General features: G+C 27.0%; 23 protein-coding genes and 1 other RNA gene. 10 read left to right on the top strand and 14 right to left on the bottom strand.

The annotated features are described in order from the left end of the window. Positions 1-98: 98 nt before the first annotated feature. Together QZ288_RS01405 and QZ288_RS01400 are read right to left on the bottom strand one after the other, a co-directional pair. Complete coding sequence (locus QZ288_RS01405; RefSeq protein WP_295154178.1) at positions 99-2,015, bottom strand: ankyrin repeat domain-containing protein; 1,917 nt, start codon at positions 2,013-2,015, stop codon at positions 99-101. Positions 2,016-2,176: 161 nt separating this feature from the next. After that, on the bottom strand, positions 2,177-2,833 hold the full coding sequence (locus tag QZ288_RS01400) for an outer membrane beta-barrel protein (RefSeq protein ID WP_295154176.1): 657 nt from the start codon (positions 2,831-2,833) through the stop codon (positions 2,177-2,179). Between the two features lie 500 nt (positions 2,834-3,333). Between QZ288_RS01400 and QZ288_RS01395 the strand changes: the two genes are divergently transcribed. After that, entirely contained in the window at positions 3,334-4,524 is a 1,191-nt protein-coding gene (locus QZ288_RS01395; RefSeq protein WP_295154174.1) for an iron-containing alcohol dehydrogenase, read from the top strand. Positions 4,525-4,771: 247 nt separating this feature from the next. On the opposite strand, the gene QZ288_RS01390 is transcribed toward QZ288_RS01395, so the two are convergent. Both QZ288_RS01390 and QZ288_RS01385 read right to left on the bottom strand, forming a co-directional pair. Continuing rightward, positions 4,772-5,374, bottom strand: a complete 603-nt coding sequence (locus QZ288_RS01390; RefSeq protein ID WP_295154172.1) for a hypothetical protein — start codon at positions 5,372-5,374, stop codon at positions 4,772-4,774. A 2-nt stretch (positions 5,375-5,376) separates the two neighbouring features. Further along, positions 5,377-6,834: an AAA family ATPase gene (locus tag QZ288_RS01385; protein WP_295154170.1), complete on the bottom strand. Its 1,458-nt coding sequence runs from the start codon at positions 6,832-6,834 to the stop codon at positions 5,377-5,379. A 315-nt stretch (positions 6,835-7,149) separates the two neighbouring features. Between QZ288_RS01385 and QZ288_RS01380 the strand changes: the two genes are divergently transcribed. Beyond that, positions 7,150-7,905: an ankyrin repeat domain-containing protein gene (locus QZ288_RS01380; RefSeq protein WP_295154168.1), complete on the top strand. Its 756-nt coding sequence runs from the start codon at positions 7,150-7,152 to the stop codon at positions 7,903-7,905. A gap of 486 nt (positions 7,906-8,391) precedes the next feature. Here QZ288_RS01380 and QZ288_RS01375 read toward each other — a convergent pair whose 3' ends face one another. From QZ288_RS01375 to QZ288_RS01350, 6 genes are all read right to left on the bottom strand, one after another. Next, positions 8,392-10,083, bottom strand: a complete 1,692-nt coding sequence (locus tag QZ288_RS01375; RefSeq protein WP_295154166.1) for a phospho-sugar mutase — start codon at positions 10,081-10,083, stop codon at positions 8,392-8,394. A 141-nt stretch (positions 10,084-10,224) separates the two neighbouring features. Further along, a complete protein-coding gene (locus QZ288_RS01370) occupies positions 10,225-10,863 on the bottom strand; it encodes an invasin (protein ID WP_295154164.1) in 639 nt (212 codons plus the stop codon). Positions 10,864-10,874: 11 nt separating this feature from the next. Beyond that, the gene (locus tag QZ288_RS01365) at positions 10,875-11,534 is read right to left on the bottom strand and encodes a tia invasion determinant (RefSeq protein ID WP_295154162.1); all 660 of its coding nucleotides are present in this window, start codon (positions 11,532-11,534) and stop codon (positions 10,875-10,877) included. Between the two features lie 41 nt (positions 11,535-11,575). Continuing rightward, complete coding sequence (locus QZ288_RS01360; protein WP_295154161.1) at positions 11,576-12,265, bottom strand: hypothetical protein; 690 nt, start codon at positions 12,263-12,265, stop codon at positions 11,576-11,578. A gap of 14 nt (positions 12,266-12,279) precedes the next feature. Further along, positions 12,280-13,194 carry a hypothetical protein gene (locus tag QZ288_RS01355; RefSeq protein WP_295154159.1) on the bottom strand — a complete coding sequence of 305 codons (915 nt, stop codon included), beginning with the start codon at positions 13,192-13,194 and terminating at the stop codon, positions 12,280-12,282. Between the two features lie 32 nt (positions 13,195-13,226). Further along, positions 13,227-13,739, bottom strand: a complete 513-nt coding sequence (locus QZ288_RS01350; RefSeq protein ID WP_295154157.1) for a hypothetical protein — start codon at positions 13,737-13,739, stop codon at positions 13,227-13,229. Between the two features lie 253 nt (positions 13,740-13,992). On the opposite strand from QZ288_RS01350, the gene QZ288_RS01345 reads away from it, so the two are divergent. The 6 genes from QZ288_RS01345 to QZ288_RS01320 all read left to right on the top strand — a co-directional run bounded on the left by QZ288_RS01345 (position 13,993) and on the right by QZ288_RS01320 (position 19,044). Next, positions 13,993-14,415 (top strand): HIRAN domain-containing protein, encoded by a 423-nt coding sequence (locus QZ288_RS01345; RefSeq protein ID WP_295154155.1) that lies wholly within the window; start codon positions 13,993-13,995, stop codon positions 14,413-14,415. Between the two features lie 26 nt (positions 14,416-14,441). Then, on the top strand, positions 14,442-15,461 hold the full coding sequence (gene holA / locus QZ288_RS01340) for a DNA polymerase III subunit delta (protein ID WP_295154153.1): 1,020 nt from the start codon (positions 14,442-14,444) through the stop codon (positions 15,459-15,461). Between the two features lie 101 nt (positions 15,462-15,562). Then, on the top strand, positions 15,563-16,237 hold the full coding sequence (locus QZ288_RS01335) for a late competence development ComFB family protein (RefSeq protein ID WP_295154151.1): 675 nt from the start codon (positions 15,563-15,565) through the stop codon (positions 16,235-16,237). 49 nt (positions 16,238-16,286) lie between these two features. After that, positions 16,287-16,829: a hypothetical protein gene (locus QZ288_RS01330; RefSeq protein ID WP_295154149.1), complete on the top strand. Its 543-nt coding sequence runs from the start codon at positions 16,287-16,289 to the stop codon at positions 16,827-16,829. A gap of 120 nt (positions 16,830-16,949) precedes the next feature. Further along, the gene (locus QZ288_RS01325; protein WP_295154147.1) at positions 16,950-17,336 is read left to right on the top strand and encodes a transcriptional repressor; all 387 of its coding nucleotides are present in this window, start codon (positions 16,950-16,952) and stop codon (positions 17,334-17,336) included. A gap of 121 nt (positions 17,337-17,457) precedes the next feature. Next, positions 17,458-19,044 carry a 1,4-alpha-glucan branching protein domain-containing protein gene (locus QZ288_RS01320; protein ID WP_295154145.1) on the top strand — a complete coding sequence of 529 codons (1,587 nt, stop codon included), beginning with the start codon at positions 17,458-17,460 and terminating at the stop codon, positions 19,042-19,044. Between the two features lie 99 nt (positions 19,045-19,143). Here the strand turns inward: QZ288_RS01320 and QZ288_RS01315 are convergent, their stop codons facing one another. The 4 genes from QZ288_RS01315 to QZ288_RS01300 form a co-directional block, all read right to left on the bottom strand. Then, positions 19,144-19,683 carry a hypothetical protein gene (locus QZ288_RS01315; protein WP_295154143.1) on the bottom strand — a complete coding sequence of 180 codons (540 nt, stop codon included), beginning with the start codon at positions 19,681-19,683 and terminating at the stop codon, positions 19,144-19,146. Positions 19,684-19,727: 44 nt separating this feature from the next. Next, positions 19,728-20,080, bottom strand: a transfer-messenger RNA (tmRNA) gene (gene ssrA, locus QZ288_RS01310). A gap of 97 nt (positions 20,081-20,177) precedes the next feature. Further along, positions 20,178-22,739 carry a leucine--tRNA ligase gene (gene leuS, locus QZ288_RS01305; RefSeq protein WP_295154141.1) on the bottom strand — a complete coding sequence of 854 codons (2,562 nt, stop codon included), beginning with the start codon at positions 22,737-22,739 and terminating at the stop codon, positions 20,178-20,180. Between the two features lie 350 nt (positions 22,740-23,089). After that, positions 23,090-24,103: a class I SAM-dependent methyltransferase gene (locus QZ288_RS01300; RefSeq protein ID WP_295154139.1), complete on the bottom strand. Its 1,014-nt coding sequence runs from the start codon at positions 24,101-24,103 to the stop codon at positions 23,090-23,092. 708 nt (positions 24,104-24,811) lie between these two features. On the opposite strand from QZ288_RS01300, the gene QZ288_RS01295 reads away from it, so the two are divergent. After that, positions 24,812-26,044 (top strand): NAD(P)-dependent alcohol dehydrogenase, encoded by a 1,233-nt coding sequence (locus QZ288_RS01295; RefSeq protein ID WP_295154137.1) that lies wholly within the window; start codon positions 24,812-24,814, stop codon positions 26,042-26,044. Between the two features lie 95 nt (positions 26,045-26,139). Next, the coding region (locus tag QZ288_RS01290) for a restriction endonuclease subunit S (protein ID WP_295154135.1) at positions 26,140-26,659 on the top strand (520 nt) is incomplete at its 3' end.

Here is a 26,659-nt window from a genome sequence, read left to right as displayed (position 1 = left end):
GAGATATTTATTATATCTAATGCAAATTTATTCTATATTTTAAATTATAGGTTTGAAATATATTTAGAAATTCCAAGTCTATATTTATAAAAAACTAATTACCACCATTTTTTACTTAAATCAGGTTTTCTTATATATTCCGGAAGTATCAAATCTCTGCTTTTAGTATTATTTTTATCATTATTCTCAGGTATATATTTAGAATCACCTTTTAAATATATTACTATATTTTCATAGCCATTATCAGAAGCCAAATCAGCGGCAGTATAACCTTCGCTGTCTTTTAATGTTTTATCAGCATTACATTTTTCTACTAATGACATAACGCTGTCTATATTACCATAAGCAGCAGCATAATGCAATGGAGTATCATTATTAGAATCTTTAATATTAACATCAGAATTCCCGTCCTGAACTAAAGACACTAAAGCATCGGAATTATTTTCCATAGCAGCATAATGTATAGGGTATATTTTTTCATTATTTGGTATATTAACGCTTGATTTATCAGCATTAACTATACTTTTTATAATATCTGCAGATGCATACATCGCAGCATAATGCAAAGCTGTATCGCCGTTAGTATTTTGTATCTTACTGTCAGCATTATATTTCAAAAGCAGGCTTACTGTAGAAAGCTTATTTTTCATACAAGCCCAATGCAAAGCTGTATCATCTCCATTATTATCAGTTTCATTGATTAATGTCTTATCTTTCTCTAATAATAATACAATAACATCATCATTTCCGTTTGCAGCCGCAACATGTATAGGCATAGCTCCGTCTATATCATCTCTGGCTCTGATATTACATCCTGCATTAATTAAAGTATAAACTATATCAGGATTTCCTATATATGAAGCTGTAATTAAAGGAGTAGCTCCTCCCAAATACCAATTATTTAAATCAGCTTTATAAGGAAGTTTAGCTTCTTTATTAATATTTTTATATGTAAGAAGAGACTCCACTAAATCCAAGCTATTATTAATAACAGCTAAATGCAAAGGAGTATATCCGTTTTCATCAGTAAAGTTCGGATTAATACCCTCTTTAATCAATGCATTTAAAGCTATTATATCATTATTTTTTACAGCAATAAGCATTTCAAGCTGTTTTATATCCAACTCTGCATTATTAACATTTTCTTCGGCTATTTCTCCTTGCATATCTTTATCTATAATTTCTGTTTCTTTTGTATTATTATCAGCAATAACAGTTTCATCTTTTATATTATTTTCTCTCTCTATATTGTTTTCAGCAAAATAATTCTTAACATCATCGCGTCTTGCATAATATACAGGATAATTTCCGTCTTTAGTTTTGCTTTCTTTATCAGCACCTAAATCAATAAGCATTTTTACCGTTTGAAGAGAAGAAAAAGCAGCAGCATAATGTAAAGGAGTCCAGCCGTCTGCATCTTTAGACTCCATATCTGCACCGTTTTCTATTAATAATTTCACAGTTTCAGGCTTATCTTTCATAGCAGCCCAATGCAAAGGAGTATTTCCTCTATTATCAACATCATTTATTATAGAAGGCTCTTTATCAAGCAGTATTTTTATTGTTTCATTATTGCCGTTAGCAGATGCCATATGTATAGCCATACTGCCGTCAACATCATCTTTAGATTTTATATCAGCATTATTATCAAGCAAAACGGCAGCTATATCTGATTCCCCAATATATGAAGCCAATATTAAAGGAGTAGCCCCTCCCAAATACCAGCCGTCTATACTAACTTTCATATCTAATTTTGAGTTAACATCTATATTTTTATATTTCAAAAGAGTATTTACCGTATTCAAGTCTCTATTGTAAATAGCTCTATGCAAAGGAGTATATCCCTCATCATCTAATATATTCACATTTATGTTTATAGAATTCGATAATATATTTAATACATTATCTGCATTTTTTTCATTAACAGCATTAAATAAATTAGCTTCATCAGGAGTTAATGCAAATACAGAATAACTAAAAGTTAATAATACAAATAAAAATTTAATATGTCTCACCTTTAATGCTCCAACTTCATAAAGTATGTTAATAGTATAAGTATATTAGATAATAAAAAAATATCAAGTACAGCAAAAATTAATATTAAGAAATTCTGCCGTACTTGATATAAATTATTTTTATAATTTTTTTATTAAGCTATTTTAAAAATAATTATTATTTACTTAGGTCTGCCGAAAGAAAAACCTGCATAAACCTCTATATTCAAAGAAGAAAAATTATATTTATCATATACAAAATAATCAGCTAATTTGACAGTATCAAACTCCATACCAAAATTATATGTTAAACTTCCTCCTATCTTAAAAGCCCATCTGTCTGAAAGATAAAAATATCTTACAACATTTAATTTCACATAAGGCATAAAAGGAATCTTGTGCATAAAAGCTATATTTTTTTGATTAAGCTTTTCCATACTTTTGGAATCACCACCCATTCCATAGAATTCTTTTTCTGTACCGTATAAAGGAATATAAATCCCTGCCCCTATACCTAAAGAAACTTTATTATGAAAATTTAATTTAAGCAGATAGCCTAAAATAATACTATGATAATCATATTGATAATAGTAATATTCATCAGATAATCTCTCTCTTTCATAATAATTATATCCAGTTTCAATCATACTGCTTATACTAGTTAAAATATTATTATCAATTCTGTCATTTCTTCCTAATGATAGTAATACACTGAAAGAAAACCCAGAACCTAATCTAAAACCATCTAACTCTTTAAAAAAATTTCCATTATTATAGCTGAAATCTAATGTAACACCTGCAGAAGCTGAATACTCAAATTCAAAAGAGGAGGCAAGCACTATATTTGAAAATATAAATAATGCTATTAATATTTTTTTTCATAAGTATACCACCACATCAATTATTAGGCACTAATATTAATCTAAATGATGAAGATGCTTCACTGCCATTTACTAAGGTGCCTTCATCAAATTTAATATTTATATTTATTTTATTCTTTCCTATTTTCATAAATAAAAATCTCCTATTTATTGTTTATAAAAATTATACTATAAATATACAAAAAAAATATTATTAGACAACAATATATATATTACTTTTATTAAAAAAAATTAATTTATTAAAAATATTATTATTATAAAGAACAAAAATAAGCATAAAGCATACAAAAAATCTGATTAAAAAATGAAAATCTTAATAAAAATATATATTTTTTAAATTATTTTCATTTTATATGATATAATTTTTTCTAATATTAAAAAAATATTTTTATAATAGGTTTTAATAAAAAGCTATATTGTGTTATAATTAAAAATAATATTTATAAGGAAAAATTATTATGCAGAATTTTGTATACAATAATCCAACAAAAGTAATATTTGGAAAAGATGCTGAAAATAATATTGCAAATGAAATAAAAAATTTTGGAGGAAAAAAAGTATTTATAGTATACGGTGCTAAAAGCATAAAAGAAAGCGGATTATTAGAAAAAATAGAAAATATAATAAAAAATGAAAATATAGAATATAAATTATTCGGAGGCATAAGAGCTAATCCTACACTATCTTATGCAAGAGAAGGAGTAAGAAAATCTATAGACTTTAAATCGGACTTTATATTAGCAATAGGCGGAGGAAGTGTTATTGATACTGCTAAAGCAATAGCAATCGGCACAGCTAATTTTGATACTGATATATGGGATTTTTGGACAGGCTCAAAAAAAGTAGAAAGAAGTCTGCCTGTAGGATGCATACTTACAATATCGGCAGCAGGAAGTGAAACTAGTGCAGCTTCTGTACTTACTAATGAAGAGACTCTTGATAAAAGAGGTTTGCATACAGATTTTAACCGTCCTAAATTTGCTATAATGAATCCGTATCTGACTTTTACACTGCCTTATTATCAAGTGGCATGCGGTATAACAGATATGCTTATGCATACATTAGACAGGTATTTCGGAGATAGCGAAAATTCAGCAAACGGTGATAACAATCAAATAACAGATGCTATTGCTGAAGCTGTTTTAAGAACTATATTTAAAAACGGATTAATAGCTATGAAAGATAAAAATAATTATGATGCTATGAGCGAGCTTATGTGGTGCGGGAGTTTATCGCATAATACTTTAACAGGTTTGGGACTTAATTTCGATTTTATAGTACATAAGTTCGGGCATGAACTGAGTGCTAAATTTGACTGTGCACACGGGGCTAGCCTTTCTGTGATATGGGGCTCTTGGGCTAAATACTGTTATAAAGATAAAAAAGAAAGATTTATTCAATACTCAAAAAATGTTTGGAATATAGATAATGATGATACGGGACTAAAAGCTATAGAAAAAACTATAGAATATTTTAAACAGATAAATATGCCTACCAACTTTACAGAATTAGGAATCGGTATTCAAAGCGAAGAGGTTTTAGAGGATTTAACGAGAAGATGCATAAAAGACGGAAAACTTCAATTCAAACATTTCAGGGCTTTAAACAGAGATGATGTTTATAATATTTTTAAGATGGCTAATATATAATGATTTTTATTATACTTAATTTAAATATTAAAAATAATTATAAATAGTTAAATTATTATATAACTTATATTAGCACTTTTGAGTATAAATAAATATTTTTTAATATATCAACTGGGTGTTTATATGACTTCTATACTTGGAGTAATACTTTACAATTATGCCCTATTCTTTTTTTAATCTTATAAGTATATGCTTGCTTTACCTAAATTTGCAGTATCTATTAATAAAGATATTAAAAAAAAATATTTTATAAAAAAGATATATCTAATCCGTATTCTTCTGGATAATCTTTTATACTATAAGTTTTATTATGCTTAAGAAGTTTTATTTTTAACTTTTCTTGACTAAATATATATGATAAATTATCTAATTCCAAAACTTCATCATTATTAACTGATAATTTTTTATTTGAAATTTCCTGTTTATAAAATATAGGATTTGTACTTATATCTCTTCTAACAAAAAATAAATATACTTTATTGATTGCCATATATTTAAAATAAGAAATCACTGCTAAAGTTCTTAAAAAAGCTCCTTCAAGTTGTTCTATTAACTCATTATATTCTTTCTTACTCTTACTAAATTCAAATATATATATACTATAAAGTTTTTCATTTTCTTTTTGAATTATAACTTTATCAGCACATTTTTTATTTTTTAAATAAGGAAAAGAATTATTTCCCTCTAATGTTTTTATCGATAAAGAATGTTCTAAAACTTCAACGGTTATAGATATATTATTATCACTTAATATATATTGTTTATTATTATAATCATCAAAAAAATTATGCAGAAATATTTTACTCAAAACTTCTCTGAACTCTTCAGGATATTTTTCATACCATTTCATTATTATAATTCTTCCTGAAAATCATATATTTCATCTGATATTTTTTTTAATACTTTATTGAATGTAGGAACTTCAAAACCATATTCTGAACTTTCTAATTTTGTAACTTTTGTAAATCCATCTTCCTTATTAATATCAAACTGATACATTCTAACCTTATCTTCTGAAATTAAATCATCATCATCATATCCGTATTTATGCATCAAATATTTTTTTCTTTCTTCATTATTTGAATTTAATTTAATCATATTATTTATATGCTGAATAATAGTATCGCTATGTGTTGTTATTAAAACATGAGTATTAATATTAACTAATTTAATAAAAACTCTAGTTAATTGCTGCTGAAGTTCTGGATGCAGAGAAATTTCCGGCTCCTCCATTATAATATTATTATAATCTATACCATATTTCAAAAATAAAGCAATAGGTGTTACTTCAGTTACAACAGCTGAGCTCACATGCATACTAAAATTATTATCTGAATTATTGGTTTTATAAAATATCTCTCTAATTGTATCTAAAGTGTTATATTGACTTAATGGAAATGCATTCATTGGCAATATAGACAAAGTATTTTCAATACAAATTTCACCTTCTAAAATATTTTTTTCAATAAGACTAATAATATTTTCATACTTTATATTTTCTTTAATTTGTATACCAAAACTAAAACTATCATTTTTTTTTAAAATAATAGACAATTGTTCAAAAAAATTTTTTATAGGTAATGTCAAATCTATCTTTCTCGACAAATCATAAGGATTATACCATAATGTTGATATAGATTTTTGTATTATTAAATCTTTTAAAAGTAAAAAGCCTGTTCTTGAAACGGGTAAAAATAATTGATGTTTGGAATTAAATATTAAAAAATATAGTTTTTTTAGTAAGAACAAGCTTAAGTCATTTTTATTATTAATTTCTATTTTTTTATATTTTTCTTTTTTATATTTACAATTATTTATAGTAAAAGTAATATCTAAATAATATTTAACTTCTCTGTTATTATCATTATAATCAGTTTTTTTATCAATAAAAAAATCTATGTTAATACCATAATTCATTTTATATTCTAAAATATATATTTTATCTATTTTTATATTTTTTGAATTAAAAATATCATTAAGTATTATTTCTTTATTATTTTCTAGAACATTATTAATAGTTTTTATTATATCATTTATAATATTATTATCTATTTTTAAATTACTAATATTTTCATTTATAACTTTATTTGATAGATTATCTAAAGATTCTACTTTAGGATAATCTTTATCTTTATAAAATTTATATAATAAATCTATATTTTGTATATACCAAACCAAACTTGCTAAATAACTTTTTCCGCTGTTGTTGTCTCCTACAAAAAGAGTAAAAGGTGCTAACTCTATTTCTGCCTCTTTGATTTTAGCAAAATTTTTAACATATAATATAGGATATTTAGTTTCTTCTAACATATTAAATTATTTATCTGCTTATTTTTGCTAATTATATAATAAATTAAAAACTATATCAATACAAAAAGTATACTGCTATATCTAAAAACAATAGATAAGTATTTAAGTGTTCATTGTATTTTAAAGTATAAAATATCTATATAATAATCTAAATTAAAAGTTTATTATTATACCTGCTTTTTACATTATATATAATTCTTAAATATTATTTAATCATTTCCTTAATAATTTCTATTTATATTATAGAAAATAATTTATTTTTAGAGTATAATATTTAAGATTATTGATTATAATACGGCGGTGTTAAAAATGTTTATGAAAAAAATAAAAGTGTTAAAAAATATATTATTGATTTCTTTATTAATAATTTTCATTTTGTCATGTAAGAAAAAAGAAGATGAATCTGTAAATATTAATAATGATTCTAGCTATATAAGCAAACCTGAAAATATATATCATAAAACTTATACCAATGTTGTGAAGATTCAAGGTAAATTTGTTAAGATTGATTCTTTACTTTCTTATAGGGGCAGAGAAGAAGGCGAGTATTATGAAGATTATGATATATTTGAGGCTATACAAAATCATAGTTTAAAAAGAGTTCAGGAACTAATTAAAGAAGGCGAAGATATTAATCAAACTTATACTGGAGATAATTTATACAGCGAGTTTATGGATGACAGCTATTCTGCAGAAAATACTACGCCTTTGAGTTTTGCTGTATTTTATAGAGATTTAGGTATAATGAAATATTTACTCGATAATGGAGCGAATCCTTTTATTCAAGACGATGACAGTTGGAATGCTTTTCTTTGGGCTTGCGGTACTGGAAATATTGATACAATAAAAATGCTTGCTGAGTTTGATACTGACTTAATTTATTCTGAAAACATATACAAAGCGAATGGGCTTCATATAGCTGCCTTAAATGATAATATAGAAGTATTTGAATATTTAGTTAATACTCTAGGAATAGACATAAACAGTAAAGATGAAGACGGAGACGGAGTTTTATATTATGCTAATGAAAATGGGGCAATAGAAAAACTTAAAGAACTTGGAGCAGAATAATATTTATTACTGTTAATAAAAATTGTTTTATTGCTGATATCTATAAACTCTCTTTAAATCAGCTTATAGTTTATCAGCTTTATTTAATAAGCTAAATTTTCAATACAAGCATATTTTTTATAATTAGTTTTTTATTAATACTTAATATCATCAAAAGAATGACAGAGTTTTAAAGAAAGAAAAACTTAATTTGCATATTTACATCCCCCGCCATTTTATATTTACTGCTTTATCTTTTAATTATAACTTTCATTTATTTTTTTAATTAATTATAAAAATCATATTACACTAAAACTCTGATTAAATGCATGATTAACTAATTTTTAATTATGATTTTAATTGTATTATAAATTTATTTAAATTTTTAAATTCGTTTACTATAAAAAAATATAATATTAAAATAATTTAAAAACATAAAATAAAAGCCCCATTAAAATAATGAGGCTTTTTTTATATTTTTAATAATATTTTTAAAAGTAAAAAATATTATTCTTTAATAAACTTTTTGAAGCTTAATACTTTTTCTTTAGCAGCAGAAAGTCTTTTATCTTTATCTTCTTTTACGCAAACTTCAAAATAGAATTTAATTTTAGGTTCAGTACCTGAAGGTCTTATAGTTATTTTTGTTTTGTCTTCAAGTATATACTGAAGCACATTAGATTTAGGCAAAGATATGCTTCCTACTTTTCTTCCTGTATTATCATATATTTCTTTTTTCTCATAATCGCTTATAGTTTCTACTTTAATGCCCGAAATATCTTTAGGTAAATTATTTCTATAATAAGTCATTAAATCAGCTATAGCCTTAGCTCCGTCAGCACCTTTTTTTGTTATGGATACAGTTTCTTCATAGAAGTATCCGTATTTTTCATAAATGCTCTCTAAATAATCAGCTAATGTCATATTATTATCTTTACAATAAGCAAGTACTTCAGCAAGTATTAAACAAGAACTTACTCCGTCTTTGTCTCGTACATTAGAGTTAATACAGTAGCCGAAACTTTCTTCAAAACCAAATAAATATGTTCCGTCTTTTTCTCTTTCTACAATATCAGCAATCCATTTAAAACCTGTAAGAACATCATAAATTTTAACATTATTAGAATTAGCAATAACTCTTGCAAGTTCAGTAGTTACTATAGTTTTTACTATGAATGGATTTTTTATATTTTTTTTGTTTGTAATAAGATAGTATGATATTATAGAGCCTATTTGATTGCCTGTAAGATACATATAGCTTCCGTCTTTAGTAAGTAAAGCACAGCCCATTCTGTCGCAGTCAGGATCTGTACCCATAACAAGTTCAGCACCTATTTCCTTAGCTTTATCAACAGCTATTTGTAAGGCTTCAGGATTTTCAGGATTAGGAGATTCAACAGTAGGGAAATTTCCATCAGGCGGCTGAGCATTTTCCAAAGTTATTAAATTAGTAAATCCTGCCTTTCTTAAAGCCATAGGAACCATTTTATATCCCGAACCATGAATAGGAGTATATACTATTTTTATATCATTATGTTTTTTGATAATATCAGGATTAACTAAATACATCATTAAATCATTCATATATTTGTCTTCAATATCTTTACCTATAATAGTAACTTTTGAACTGTCTCCAACTTTTACTTCTTCAGGCTTAACTTTCAATACCTCATCTATTATATTTTTATCATGAGGCGGTATAACCTGAGCCCCGTCAGTCCAATAAACTTTATATCCGTTATATTCTTTAGGATTATGGCTTGCAGTAACAACTATGCCTGCAATACAGCCTAAATCCCTAACAGCATAAGAAAGAAGAGAAATAGGATGAATATCATCATATAAATAAACATTTATTCCATTTGAAGACAGTATTTCAGCGGCAGCCTTTGAAAAAGTATCCGAATTATTTCTAGAGTCATAACCTATTGCAACTTTATAATTACTTCCGCCTTGTTTTAATATATAATTAGCCAAGCCCTGAGTAGCAACACCGACAGTATATTTATTCATTCTATTAGTACCGACTCCCATTATTCCCCTAAGTCCGCCTGTACCAAATTCTAAATCTCTGTAGAATGCATCTGTCAATTCTTTGTCATTTCCTGCATCTAATAATGCTTTAATCTCTTTTTTAGTTTCTTCATCATAAGCTCCGTTAAGCCATGAATCAATTCTTGCTTTAACTTCTTGTTCCATATATTCACCCCTATTTATTTCTATATATAAATTATAATATACAAAAGTCATATAATCAAGTAAAAATATATTAATTATAAATTCTTTAATATATTTTTTCTAATTTAATCAAGATAATATATTCTTTTAAATTTAAGAAATTTATAATTTAGGAACTTTAAACCTTACTCCAAGCAAAGCCTCGTGATAGCCTTCTGCTTTTGTATCTAATAAATATCTGTATGCTAAATCAATAGACATAAATGGAAGAACATTAAAAGCCATTCCTCCGCTGAATCCGAAAACTAATGTATTTACTGATATTCTATGTTTTGCTTCATCATATTCAGCTAAAAAACTATCCTTTAATTTAGCTCCTATAGAAAAACCTAAAAAAATAGTAAAAGGAGGGTATTTATCAATCAAAGTTTGTTTATAGCTTTCATCTGTTAATCTTTCTTTTATAAGGAAAAAGTTAATATCAAAATATACAGAACCTAATATAGTATGCATTTTTATATCATTTGTCATCTCTATTATATTTCTTCCCATATATTCAAATTCAAATCTTACAGGCGAGGATTTATTTATAGTAGGTATATTATATCCTAATGAAAACCCTCCTCCTAAATAATTGAAATATCCTTTCTTTCCGTTATCCTTAATATAATAATAATTTCCGTCATGCGAGAATATAAATTTAGGCGTGATATATAAGCCTTCTGGAATATATGAAAATAGTTTCTGCGTACTATTTAATATTATTATAAACATAAATATAATTATATAATATCTTTTCATCTAATATACCCCTAAAAATTGAACCTTAAAGAAGCTGTAATATCATTATTGTATTGTGTTTTTTCACTAAGCAGCAATCTATATCCTAAATCTAAACTTAATAATGGGGTTATATGAAATCCTAATCCAATTCCAAACCCATAAAGAAATTGTCCTTTATTATAATAGGTGCTGGTCTTAAAAATACCTCCGTATTCATAAACCGTATTTAATATATATGTATTTAGAGCTCCGCCGATTAAAATTCCTGCATAAACAGACATTAAAGGTCTTTTTCCATTATTAATTTTGCTTCTAGCAGAATACTCATTATCATAATCTGTATACCAAAAATAATAATCATAATATGCCCCTATCAAAAAACTATGAGACTGCATAGATTGTACTTTATTTATATATACATTCTCAGGTATAGGGTTCCTATATAAATATTCAAATTCAACTCTCACAGTGCTGTATTTATGAAATATATCAAAATTATACCCTAAAGCGATTCCTCCTCCGACATATAAGTTTTGAATATTTTTTTTACTGCTGTTTTGTTTTTTTATTCCCGAATCTTCTATTTCAAATAAAAATTTAGGAGCTAAATATACACCTATATCAATAGCAGTAAGTATATTGCTGAAAGACACAATAATTAAACAGCTAATAAAAAATTTTTTTATCATATTATAAACACCATAAAATCACCATAAACACCATAAAATTATCAAAATAGTATTCCTATTGCCAATCTTGGAATAGGCACAAATCTTAATATAGTTTTGTATGAAAAACCCATATCAAGTATTGATATATCCAAAAAAGGACGAACACCGCTATTAACTCCTAAACCTCTCGATAAATCTATTCTAAAGCCCATCTCTCCTGATACATAAAAATCCCATATATTACTATTTCTATCAGTATACGATGAATCATCTTTTTTATATTCTTTTCCGTGAGTCATAAATAATGTTGTTCCTACTTTAGGCATTAAGAAAAATCCTGATGCTCTGTTTTTATTATTAAAATAAAACCTTATTCCTGCAGAAAAACCAAGTCCGTATACATTTCCATTATAAAGAGTTTTTGTATTACTATAATAAGTTTTCATAGCATAAAATCCTGCATCAGCATTAACTTCCATTTTTTCTGCAAATCTATATGTATATGTTATATCCAGTGCGAAATTACCTTGAAGCTTGAGATTATTAGGATCATCACTCGGAAGCAAAAGATTAACAACTGAAGGTGCTGCGAGCATATAAAAAATAGTACTGCCGAAATTTATTCCTATTGAATGTCTATGCGACTTTATACCATTTTCATTACTTGCTGAAATTACTGAAGATTCAGAAGCAAAAATACTATTGGCAAGTATAAATAAAAATAAAACTATTTGTATATTCTTTTTCATATATTTATACTCCGCTAAAATCTAATACTAAAGCCTATTCTTGGAAATATAGCAATTCTTATAGCAGAAACAATATTAACCCAAGAAGGAAAAGAATTCCAAGCAGGTATGCTGGCAGTTAAATCTATTAATCCGCCTCCGAAGAAATTTATTCCTTCTCTCATATCTTCATAAACTCCCGGAAGCCCTGAACGCATATAATATCCTAACTCAAATAATGATATATCTATATAAGGTTTAACAGCCCATTCTTTATTAGGAAATAATTCTATGCTCCAGCCAAGCTCATAAGAAATATATAATCCTGTATCAACAGTATGCCTTTGAGTTTTTAATCCTGTAGCACCATTATATGTTTCTACATCTGATATCAATGCCTCTACTCCAAATCTGAAAGTATTAATCACCTGTTTCTTTTTTCCTCCGTAAAATTTTATTCCTATTGTTATGGGAATAAATATCATAGAGTTTTTTAATATTGTATCAGCAGAAACTACTCCCCCTACATTGCCTAAACTTCCTCCTGAAATATTAGAATCAATTATTTCAGAAGCCTTTTCTTTTGGTATAGTAAAATTGAAAGACATAGCCTGAACGCCGAATCCTAATTCAATACCTATTCTTGAATGAAGCAATAATGTATATGATATATTCGGTATGTACCAAAAACTTCCTTTAAAATTTACAGCATCAATAAATTTTGAAGCTTCGCCTAAATTTAACCCTGTTAATCCTATAAGTGTTTCATAATTATTTAATACTGTATTTATCATAGGAGGAAATAATCCCGCATATCCCGAATTTAGATTTACACTTATAACTTGCCTGCCTTTAATCCAGCTATAAGTATTAGTATCTGATTGCGAGGCAGCATATAAACTAATAAATGATATATTAAATACTATAATAGCTGTAAGGATTTTTCTCATAATTTTATTAACCTATTATATTTTATTATGGTTTAGGAGTATTTCTCAGGATTTTTAAAATGATTTTTGCCGTTTATTCTATTAATTATATCTTCTATCTTTTTTTTATCTTCTTCGGTAACATCTACATTGCGTACTATTTCATCAACATTAATATTATTAGGATCTTTAATATCTATTACTCCATTAACAGCTGCTAATGCATTTTCCTCTCCTATTATGTCCAATATTTCATTAATAGCTTTTTTGCCTTCCTCTGTAGCTTCTACAGTTCCTAAACTATCTCCAAAAGGTACTGTTAGAAGATATCCGCCTTTACCATCATTATATACTCCGCCTACTCCTAATATAGGATTTTCAAATGTGTAATTTTTTCCATTAATTGTTAATTTATCTCCATCTACTTTAACACCAGTCCAATTACCATTTTTCATTTTTCCCAAAAAGAAGTCAGGACCTGGCTCTGTTATTGTAAGGTTGGTTTTTCTGCATGAAAACACTGCTAATAAAACAAAGATTAATGCAGTATATTTATAAAATCTCATTTATGTTCTCCTAGCATAAAATTATAATTTAATTATATAATTTTTATTAATAAAAACAACTAGAAACAAGAGTGCAATTATATATAAACTCGGATATATATGTATTAAAATTTAATATATAATACATATTATATAAATAATATATATTATAAATATTTTTTTGTTTTATATTATAAATGATTGACAAAAAATTTGAATTAAAGTAAAATTCAGAGATATGCATTAAAAAAAATTAAGGTAAATATTATGTTTTATGAATAAAAATACAGAGCATATCACTTGTTTAATTAATCATGAAGAAAGTTTTAAAAGAATTATTATAAACAGAAATTATAAAACAAAAAGATATTATATAGATTTTTTTGTTGCAGGATATAAATATAATAATGGAAAAGATATTATAGATTTATTATTAAAAAATGAGCCTATTAATCTGCTTAGAGATATAACAAATCCTTATGACAGATTTGCCATAGCCATTTATGACAGAAGTTTTGATTTTAGATTAGGATATGTTCCAAGTATTATTTCTCCGCTTATATCATATAAATTAGAGGATAAAAGAAATAGAGTATATGCCAGAATAAAAAATGTAAAATTAGACGCTTCTGATGAATGTAAAATAGAGATAAGACTATTTATAGATATAGATAAAAAAAATAAAAAAGCTATGTAATTTATAATTTAGCTGTAAATAAATATATGTTAAATAAAGTTTCAGTAAAAACAGAGATTGAATTTCAAAAAATCAAAGATAATTATATAAAAGAGCCTTTTAAACATTGCGTTTATATACTGACAGGAAAAGAAAGACTTTTTAAAAAAGCATTTATAGCAGCTATGCATTCATATATGTTTTCAGACGAAGGCGACAGCGAAATGAATTACAGTGTTTTTTATGATAAAAATGATGCTGTAGGCTTTACTCCTTTAGAAGCGGCTGATACTCCTCCTTTTGGCTCTAAATTAAGGCTTATTGTAATTTATAAATATAATAATTTTAATGAGGATTTCTTGGAGTACTGCTCAAATCCTTCAAAAACTGCTGTAGTTATACTTGAAACAGATAATTCTTTAGAAGATGATCCTGTATATAAATATTTTTCAAAGAAAAAGAATATTAATAATTTGTATTTCATAGATTTTCCTCTTCCAGATGAAAAGGACTTTAGAGGATTAATTAATGCCTATATTATTAAACAGGGAAAAAAAATATCTTCTGAGGCTATAGAATATTTAATTAATAATATAAATTTAGATTATGACTCTATTTATTCGGAGCTTTCTAAAATATGCAGCTATAATGATAAAGAATATCTAAATGTAGAAGATATAATTGATTTTACTTATGTATCAAAAAATAGAAATATTTTTGATTTTTTAGATGCTGTTTTTGAAAGAGATAGAAAAAAATGCTTTAGTATAATGAACAGATTAAATCAAGATGCTTCTTCTTCTTTGGCATTGATGATGAATAATTTTCTTGCTGTATACTATATGAAAATATTTACGCCTCAGACTACTTTAAATGAAATAAGTAAAATAACAAAAATACCTGAGTTTATACTAAAAAAGAAAAAAACTTCATTAAAGCTGTTCAGCATAGAAGAGATTGTTAATATAATGTCAAAAATATCATATTTAAATACATTAAGCGTAACTACTCCTAATAATATTTTCAAAGCTCATTTTGAATTATTTTTATTTACAATAACAAAATAATTTTATTTACAATAATAAATAATTATAATTATTAATAAAATTATCTTTGACAAATAACAGTTTATTTCGTATAATAAATTATTATTTGTAGGAGAATGCTTATGTATTTAGTAAACCTTATGGAGCAAAAAGTTGCCAAACTAGCAGATTCATATTTGAAAGAAAAAAATATTCCTGTCAATACAAATATGCGTATGGATATAATAGCATATACATTAAATAGAGTTCAGCCTAAATATGTTACAAGTGCTAGGGGTGTTCTTCATAGTTATAATAAAGATCCTATACAAAGCAATACAGAATTATTAAGTATTATAGCAGATGCCTGCGAAATAGTAACTAGAAGAAAAGAAAATACATTATTAGAATCAATTCCTTTTATTGATGAAAGCGGATATTATTTAAATTATCCAAGTATAATGGGCAATATAACATCTTCTAATAATTTTGATAAGGTGGACAGTGCTTTGGTTTATATATTTTCTGAGGGAAATATACTTCAGGGATATGGGGTTAATTTCCCTAATCCAGCCATAGTATCAAGCAATGTTCCCGGAAAGTTTATGTTTTGCTTTATGCCTAAAAAAACGGATTCAAATGAAGATATAGAAGTAAAATTAAATATGATTATAGAATCTGAAAAATATATGCAGTATGAAAGCGTATTATCATTTAAATTAAAACCTATATACTATAATGCAGGAGATATTCCTTTATTTTCTATAGAGGAAGTTAATGATATATTACTTATAGAAAATCATAATATACCTAGCTGATTATAATATTATTACTATTTATATGCATTATTTGTTTTAAGAGAAGCTGATGAGAGTAATTAGATTTATAGTATTTGCTTGTTTTTTAGTTATTTTTATAGTTATAGCAAATATAATTCATAAAAATATGAGCTCATACGAAATTATAAGTATAACAAGTCCTTTTACATATTATAATTTAATATCATACAGCAATAATGATATCAAATCTTTGGCTTCTCTTTCTTTTAAAACTTCTTTTGACAGCTTATCAGAGATGTTTGATATTGATAGAGTATTTGCAGCAAATAATATTCTAAAAAAAAATATAAAAATAAGAGAAGATGATGCTGAACTTACTGTATTTACTGATAATAATTCTATATATCAAATAACAATAAACAGCTCAAATAATGCTGATGCATTTTTAGAAAGTATTTTGAATAATTTATCATCTAATAATATACAATTAGAAAAACAATTTTTAGATGATGAGAAAGGCAATATTTTAGCAGAAATATATTCTCATAAAACAGATGCTTATAAAATAATTATAACAAAAGCATATATACAGAATAATAATAATTTATCTATAGATTATGTCAAATTATAATATTTTTTGTATTATCTGTATAAAGAAATATTTTTTTCTTGATAAATAATTTATTTGATATATAATATCAGTATTACTAAATAAGATTAATTATTGATTATTCTGCAAGGAAATTAGGTTATGAATAATAGAAGAAATACTATACAAAAACAGGTTATTTTAAATGCGGTAAGAGAATTACAAAATCACCCTACTTCAGAAGAAGTATACAATTATATAAAACCAAACTTTCCTTCTATAAGTTTGGGAACGGTGTACAGAAATTTAAATTTGTTATCAGATACAAAAGAGATACAAAAATTATCTGTAATAGATGATGCTGTACGCTTTGACCATATAACAAATGATCATTATCATTTCCAATGCAGTAAATGCAAAAAACTTATGGATATACCTATGGAATATCAGAAAAAACTAGATGAATTAGTTTCAAATGAATATGATGTAGAAGTATTTAAGCATGATATTGTATTTTCGGGAATATGTAAAAATTGCAGCAGTCTTTAACTATATATAATATAATTGATGCAATTTTTATTTTTTAATAATAACTATATTGAAAGTCTTGATTTTAATATTTATATTTTATATACTATTTATTATAACATTTTAAATTTAAGGAATAATTATGTCAAAAGGCTATTTAGCTTTAGTGCTGCACGCTCACTTACCTTATGTGAGACACCCTGAACATGAAAACTTTTTAGAAGAAGAGTGGTTGTATGAAGCCATAACAGAAACTTATATACCTTTATTAGATGCTTATGATCGTATGGTTAATGACGGCATAAACTTTAAAATAACAATGAGTGTTACTCCTCCTCTTATGAATATGCTTGCTAATGAGCTGCTTCAAAATAGATATGTTAATTATATAGAAAAATTGATTAAACTTTCTGAATTGGAATGCGAGAGAACTTCACTAGACTCTAACTTTCATAATACTGCTGAATTTTATAGAGATAAATTCAAAAAGATAAGAGATATTTTTGTTTATAAATATAATAAAAATATATTAAATGGTTTCAGATATTTTTTAGATAGAGGAAATTTAGAGATAATTACCTGCGGAGCTACTCATGGTTTTTTTCCTTTTATGCAGGAATATCCTAATGCCATAGAAGCACAATTAAGAATGGCTGTAAAAACCCATGAAAAACATTTGGGAAGAAAGCCTACAGGAATATGGCTTGGAGAATGCGGATTTTTTCCGGGATTAGAAAAACATCTTGCCAATAATGGGATAAAATATTTCTTTGTAGATACACATGGAATAATGTATGCCGATAAAGTTCCTAAATATGGAGTTTATGCTCCTTTATACTGTTCAAGAGAAAGCAAGGTTGCGGCATTTGGAAGAGATATAGAAAGTTCAAGAAGCGTATGGAGTGCTGAAGTAGGATATCCGGGGGATTTTAGATACAGAGAGTTCTACAGAGATATAGGTTATGATTTGCCTTTTGAATATATAAAAGACTTTATACAAAGCAATGGGCTTAGAAAAAATACAGGAATCAAATACTATAGGATTACAGGCAAAGACTGCCCTAAAGAGCCTTATAATCCGCAGTGGGCTATGGATGCTGCAGGAGAGCATGCGGGCAACTTTATGTTTAACAGAGAAAAGCAGATTGAATATTTATCTTCTGTTATGGATAAGCCTCCTATAGTTGTATCGCCTTATGATGCTGAATTATTCGGGCATTGGTGGTATGAAGGTCCTATGTTTATAGAATTTTTGATGAGAAAAATACATCATGATCAAAATACAATAGAAACTATTACTCCTAAAGAATATTTAGAAAGACATCCTGTTAATCAAATATCAATGCCTTCTATGTCAAGCTGGGGAGCAAATGGATACGGAGAAGTTTGGCTTAACGGTACTAACGGCTGGATATACAGACATTTGCATAAAGCGGCTGAGAGAATGATAGAATTAGCACATGATTATTATAATGAAACAGGACTTTATGAAAGGGCATTAAATCAGGCAGCCCGTGAATTGCTTTTAGCTCAAAGCAGCGACTGGGCTTTCATTATGCATACGGGTACTATGGTTGAATATGCCGTTAATACTACAAAAATATATATAAAGAGATTTACGGATCTTTATTATGCTATAAAAAACAGAGATTTAAATGAAGAGTGGCTAAGCAAATTAGAATGGCGTGATGATATTTTCCCAGAGATGGATTTTAGGATATACAATTAAATAAATTGATTAAAAATAAAGAGTATGTATTTTTATATGCATACTCTTTTTTATTTATTATAAAGTAATATAAATTATACATTGTTAATTTTAGTGAAACTATTTTCTTATATTTCGACTATACCACTCCGTATCTCCTAAATTTTCCTTTAATGTTTTATCCAAGCCGTTAAGATTGAAATATCCTAGAAGTTCATCTGTGTCTTCATTATATAACTCTGCATTTACAGAATCAAGCAATATTTTTATTAAATTATTAGCTCTTACTCCATTTTCTGAATTCACCCCTATTCCAACATAATAGTTTTCATCTCCCATAAGTATATCTTCATCAGTAATATGATATTTTATATTGTTATTAGATTTTCTTTTAATATCTAAATATAAACTGCTTTCCTCAGATATTTTATTACTATGAAATACAACTGCAGCTATCTTATAGTTATTATAAGCAGAGAACCAATCATCTGCTATAGAAGTATCTATCAATATTACTATTGCGGATTCATTTTTTTTATCATAATTGGCTATAAACATCACATCTCCATCAATGCCGACTTTCCATTCAGCAAATAATACAGAAGAAAACATAACAGTAAATGCAAAAATTAATATAATAAATTTATTAATATTTTTCATACAACTATCCTTATATTAGAGATAATTAATTATACTTAGAAATGAATTGGAGATGGCGGGAATCGAACCCGCGTCCTACGAAGCGTACCATATTCGTCTACATAGCATATCTTATCTTTAAAAGTTTCGCCTTATAGGTAAAAGAGAAGCAGAAAAGCTATAAGACTAGAATGAGTGTACTTAATATCAGGCTCATACGGCACCTAATACAAGTTCTATGTGTTTTGGCACCGAAAAAATAACCCATAGACAAATCATTTAATCAGCGGCAGCTTCAATTAAGCTGCGAGTGCATATTCGTCTGCACTTATTGTTCGGTATGATATTAGCGTGCATACACCTAGCACGGCTATGCAAAATATGTTCCAACCATCGCAGTCGAAGCCGAAACATCCCCTTTCAAAGAACGATATTTATTCATAATATAATATTTATAAATAATTGTCAATAATAAAAAGAGTACAGATTTTTTTAACCCCATACTCTTTTAATTTTTATTTTACAACTATGTTTACAAGTTTGCCTTTAACATAAACTACTTTGATAATATTTTTGCCGTCAGTAAATGCTTTAACTTTTTCGCTCTCTAATGCCTGAGTTTTTGCATCCTCTTCGCTTATATTAATATCAGCTTCTGCCCTATCTCTTATTTTGCCATTAACCTGAAATACAAGCTCAAAAGTGTCATCTTTGCAGTATTCTTCATTATGCTCAACCCAGCTTTCTTCAAGTATCATCTTTCCGAAATTTAATATTTGATAAAGCTCTTCTGTTATATGCGGAGCTATAGGATTAAGAAGTATTAAATATCCTCTTATAACTTCTTTAAACATAGCATAATCATCATTATTAGCTAATTTTACAGCAGACATATCATTTAAAAGCTCCATTAAAGCAGCAATAGCAGTATTGAAATGGAATCTGTCTTTAATGTCTATTGTAACTTTCTTAATAGTTTTATTATACTTTCTAAATAATTTTTGCCCGTCTTTTGATAAATTATTATAATCAAATGATTTAGCGTTTTTAAATGCTTCATCATCTTTATATTTAAGAAATAAATTCCAAATTCTATTTAAAAATCTTGCAGAACCTTTAACCCCGTCATCAGACCATTCTTTATCTTTTTCAGGAGGGGCAACAAACATAACAAATATTCTAACCGCATCAGCACCGAAAAGCTCTATAATCTCAGCAGGATCAACACCATTAGCTTTTGATTTGGACATCTTTTCTACTTTTACTATTATATCTTCTTTTTTAATGCCGTCTTTCTCATACTCTTTATTATTCATCTCTTCCTGAGTATAGAATTTCTTTAACTCCTTTGATTCATAGCTGTTAGCTAAAACCATACCTTGAGTAAGAAGTTTATTAAAAGGCTCATCTCCTTTAATAAGTCCGATATCTCTCATAAACTTATACCAAAATCTTGAATATAATAAATGCATACAAGCATGTTCAATACCGCCTATATATTGGTCAACACCAAGCCAAGAATTAGCAATATTGCTGTCAAAAGGCATTTTATCATTATGAGCATCTGTATATCTTGCATAATACCAAGAACTGCATGTAAATGTATCCATAGTGTCAGTTTCTCTTTTAGCCTTGCCGCCGCATTTAGGACATACAGTATTTACAAATGATTCTGACTTTTTAAGAGGATTCTCGCCGACTGTAAACTCTATATCCATAGGAAGTGTTATAGGAAGTTCGCTTTCATTTACAGGGACAATACCGCATTTATCGCAATGTACAAAAGGAAGAGGATTGCCCCAATATCTCTGCCTTGATATAAGCCAATCTCTAAGTTTATACTGCACTTGTTCTTTACCGAAGCCTTTTTCTGATGCATATTCTATTGCTTTTTTAATAGCATCTTTTGAAGAAAGCCCGTTTAATATATCCGAATTAACAACTATTCCGTCTTCAATATAAGCCTCTTTCATATTTTCAGCTTTCAAAGAATTGTCAGCATTCTGTATAACGACTTTTACAGCTATATTATATTTTTCAGCAAATTCAAAATCCCTTTGGTCATGAGCAGGAACAGCCATTACAGCACCGCTTCCGTACTCAGCCAAAACGAAATTGGCGGCATATAAAGGAACTTTCTCTTTATTGAAAGGATTAATTACATATCTGCCTGTAAATACTCCTTCTTTCTCATAATCTGTTTTTTGATCAATTTTAGCAGACTTTTTAATAAACTCTTCTACTGCACTTTTTTGCTCTAAAGTACATATATCTAAAAGCCCTTCATAATTCCAAGCTATAGCCATATAAGTAACGCCGTAAATAGTATCAGGGCGAGTAGTAAATATCGGGAAATCTTTGCCGTCATCTAAATTAAAATTTATATAAGCACCTACGCTTCTTCCTATCCAATTTTTCTGCATAGCTATAACATTATCAGACCAATAGCCTTCTAATAACTTCAAATCTGCATCTAACTGCTCTGCATAATCGGTAACTTTTATATACCATTGTTCAAGCTTCTTTTTAATAACCTCTCCGTCACATCTCCAGCAAGTGCCTTCTGCGGTAACCTGTTCATTGGCAAGCACTGTATTACAATTATCACACCAATTAACATCTCCGCCTTTTCTATATAAAAGTCCTTTTTCATACATTTTTAATATAAACCATTGTCCCCATTTATAATAGTCTGGCATACAAGTAGTAACTTCTCTATCCCAATCATAAGAGTATCCAAGCAAGTTTAACTGCTCTTTCATATTAGCAATATTTTTCAAAGTCCATTCAGCAGGGTGAGTTTTATGTTCTATAGCGGCATTTTCTGCAGGCATACCGAAAGCGTCCCAGCCCATAGGATGTAAAATATCATAGCCTAGAAGTTTATAGTATCTAGCTATAGAGTCGGCTATAGTATAGTTAGAAACATGTCCCATATGCATTTTACCTGACGGATAGGGAAACATCTCAAGCACATAATATTTTTTTTCTGTAGGTTTAGAAACTGTTTTGAAAGAATTATTATCTTTCCAGAATTTCTGCCATTTCTTTTCAATGGTAGTAAAATTATATTCCATAATACACACTCCGTAGTTTGATACTATTAGTTTTTATTAAATTAATAAATTGTTTACATATTATTATGACGAAAATTATATTGCAAATCTGTATATTTTTCAAGTGATAATTGTAAATAGTATTTTATTTTTACAGGCATTTCATTTGCATTTAAAATATCTCTAACGCACGGTTAATAAAATTTATATATAATAAAAATTAAAACTAAAAAACAAAGTTAATTCGGCAGTAAAAAATAAGAAAAGCAACAAAAATTAAAGTTCCTGTACTTACTTTATTGAAATAATTAGCATTAGATTTTTAGTTAATCAATTATTGCATACATATATTTTAATATGTTATTATTTTTTTATTTCACAAGTTTTTTACCTATTATAGCTGAAGCAGCAATATTATTGTATATAGGATTTCTAATCTTTTTTTCAACAACAACAACATTCTCATGAAAATATATTCCATAAGCAGTATCTGTAAAATTAGATACTTCAAGCTCGTCTGATTTTAAAGCATTATATGCATTTATATAATCTATTAAATTTTTTGTATACTCTATGTATGAATTAGGGCTTTTATACCCGCCACCGTAAAAACCACTTCTATAAGAAGTTCCAGTATCTTCACACCAATATAGTCCGTCATCTTTTATATGCTCATACATTTCTTCAAAAGTAATTATCTGTTCATGCATACGATGACCGCCATCATCTATAAGTATATCTAATTTAGGTATTACAGATTTTAGCTTTCTTAAAAAATCTCTATCAGATTGTGAACCTATAAATATTTTTATATTTTCATTTTCTATACTTTTACATCTTTTGTCTATATCTAGTCCAAATATATTTATTTTAAATCCGGGATTTATTTTTTTGAAATAATACTCCCACATTTGAGTTGAACCTCCATTTTGAACACCTATTTCTAATATATTAACATCTCTACCTTTAAATTTAGAAAAATATCTTTCATATAAATCAAAATAACGAAAAGGTTTATCTATGCCATTTGAAGTATTATTAATAAAATAATTATGTAATATATATTGTCCATTATCCTCTTCATTTATCAATATTTTTTTTACTAATTCAGTGTTTTTTTTATCTAATTCAGCATTATCAAGCCTTATTTTTATAGAATTAAATGAATATTTTGATTCTGGACTTGAATATTCTTTTAATTCTTTTGTTATTTGAGCATTATAAATTGTATCAACCAAATAATTTCTAAGTTTATCCCTTAATTTTCTAAAAGGAATAAACCAAACTATTCTATCTACTTTTTTCTGAGTTTTAGTTCTATAAGAATCATCCCAACATTTATTAAGACCTATTATATCTTGATCTATATTATTTTTTATTTCCATAATATACTCCAAATCCAAAACTTTTTAAACCTATCAAAGAAAATAGGCAGATATAAAAAATATTTTTAAAAATTAGACTTGACTTGACTTGACTTGACTTGACTTGACTTGACTTGACTTGACTTGACTTCAAGCATATATATATTTCTGATATTAATCATAACTTAATTGATTATACATTAATTAATTAGTTATGTCAAATAAAAAAACTATAAGTATGAGTTTTCAGACATTTTTTAGAGCGTATTATTTTAAATTATTGCAATAAAAAATAATACTTTGATGCAGTATTTATAATTTTATTTACATACCCCGACCTTTAATTCTTACTGCTTTACTTTTTAATTATAACTTTTATTTATTTTTTTAATTAATTAAAAAAAATCATACCAACCCAAATTTTTATTTAAATTTACAATCTACATAACGCACAGTTAATAAAATTTATATATAACAAAAATTAAAACTAAAAAAACAAATTTATATTTTTAATAATGTTATGCATGCGGCAAAATATAAATAATATTAGGGCTGGCATTAAAATAACAATAAATATTGAAAGAAAAGATAGTATAAAAAATACAAATAAAAGTTATAGATAATATAGAGCGGGGAATTAAATAAATTTTAAAATAATTATTTGACTCTGGAGTTTACTCTAATGATATAATATAATTATAGAAAATATAATTATAAGGATATTATAAAATGAAAAAATTAATAACAGCACTATTAATATTATGCATTATATCATGCAATAACTCTTCAAATGCCCAAACTCAAAATAATAACATAATTAATAATCAAAATAATTCTTCAAATGCAATGTATAATCAGGAATTAAAAAAATCACCTATTAATATACAAACCAATGCAGACGGCAGAATAAAAACAAGAGGATTTGCTGCAGTTTCTGCTAATATGGATTTTAAATATCATGAGTTTACAAGGCATGCAGTAGGAAGCAATGATATTTTAATAGAAATACTTTATGCAGGAATATGTCATAGCGATATACATGCAGTTGAAGGCAAATCAAGTAATACTCCTTTAGTAGTAGGACACGAAATAGCGGGCAGAGTTGTGCAGGTTGGAAATGCAGTAAAAAAATTTAAAATTGGAGATTTTGCAGGCGTGGGCTGTATGGTAAACTCATGTAAAAAATGCGAAAACTGTTTAGATAATTTAGAGCAGTACTGTTTAAATGGAGCTGTTTATACTTACGGCTCAAGAGACAGATTCCATAATAATGAAATAACACAAGGAGGATACTCCGACAATATAACAGTCTCTGAAGATTTTGCAATACTCATACCAGATAATGCCTATCTTGAAAAAATAGCCCCTCTTCTTTGTGCAGGAATTACAACTTATTCGCCTATAAAAGTTATGAATGTGCAAAAAGGCGATAAAGTAGGCGTTGCAGGATTCGGAGGGCTTGGCTCTATGGCTGTAAAATATGCTGTGAAATTGGGTGCTGAAGTAACTGTTTTTGATATTACAGAAGATAAAAGACAGGACGCTTTAAATATGGGTGCTGTAAAATATATTAATGTTAATAATCAAGAAGATTTAAAAAATATTAATAATACTCTGAACTATATAATAAGCACAATTCCAGCTTATTATGATGTCAATATGTATATGAATATGCTCAAAAGAGGCGGAACTATGTGCATATTGGGACTTCCTAGAACTTCAAAAATGCCTACGCTTATAGCAATGGTGGGACAGCATGGCAGTAAAAAATTATTCGGCTCGCTCATAGGCGGAATAAAGGAAACTCAGGAAATGCTTGATTATTCTGTAAAAAATAATATTTATCCTACTGTAGAAATAATAAAAGCAGACGCTCAAACTATATCAGAAGCATACAGAAAAGTTATAGACGGAAAAGTAAAATTCAGATATGTAATAGATATGCGTACTATAAATAAATAACAATAATTTTTTGTATTGTATTTTAATATTTTAGTTTTAATTTTTTTATATATCATAGTATAATTATTTTATAAAAAAGCAGTAAAGGTATATTTATGAAAAACCCGCCGCTTCCTAAAGACTGGCAAGAAGTAAAATTAAAAGATATAGGTGAAATATTAGGAGGAGGAACTCCAAGTACAAAAAATAAAGAATATTGGAATGGTAATATATTGTGGTTAACTCCTACAGAAGTAACAGCTTTAAAAACAAAATATTTATATGATACAGAAAGAAAAATCACAGAATTAGGCTTAAAAAATAGTTCTGCCAAAATGATAAAACCTAATTCGCTGATTATATGTACTAGAGCAACTATTGGCGATTGCTGTATAAATAAAAAAGAAATATCAACAAATCAAGGATTTAAATCTATTATTCCAAACTACAATTATGATATAGTATTTTTATATTATCTTATAAGCCATAATAGAAATCAGCTAATATCAAATTCTTCAGGCAGCACATTTTTAGAAATATCAAAATCTAATTTAGAAAATTTAAGTTTTTATTTTCCACCGCTAGACGAACAAAAACGCATAGCCTCAGTACTCTCCTTATGCGACGAAGCAATAG

Origin of the sequence: uncultured Brachyspira sp. (genome assembly GCF_910578695.1) — a bacterium.
Classification (GTDB): domain Bacteria; phylum Spirochaetota; class Brachyspiria; order Brachyspirales; family Brachyspiraceae; genus Brachyspira.
The sequence above is the reverse complement of the archived record's forward strand: the minus strand, read 5'-3'. Positions and strand labels throughout refer to the sequence as shown.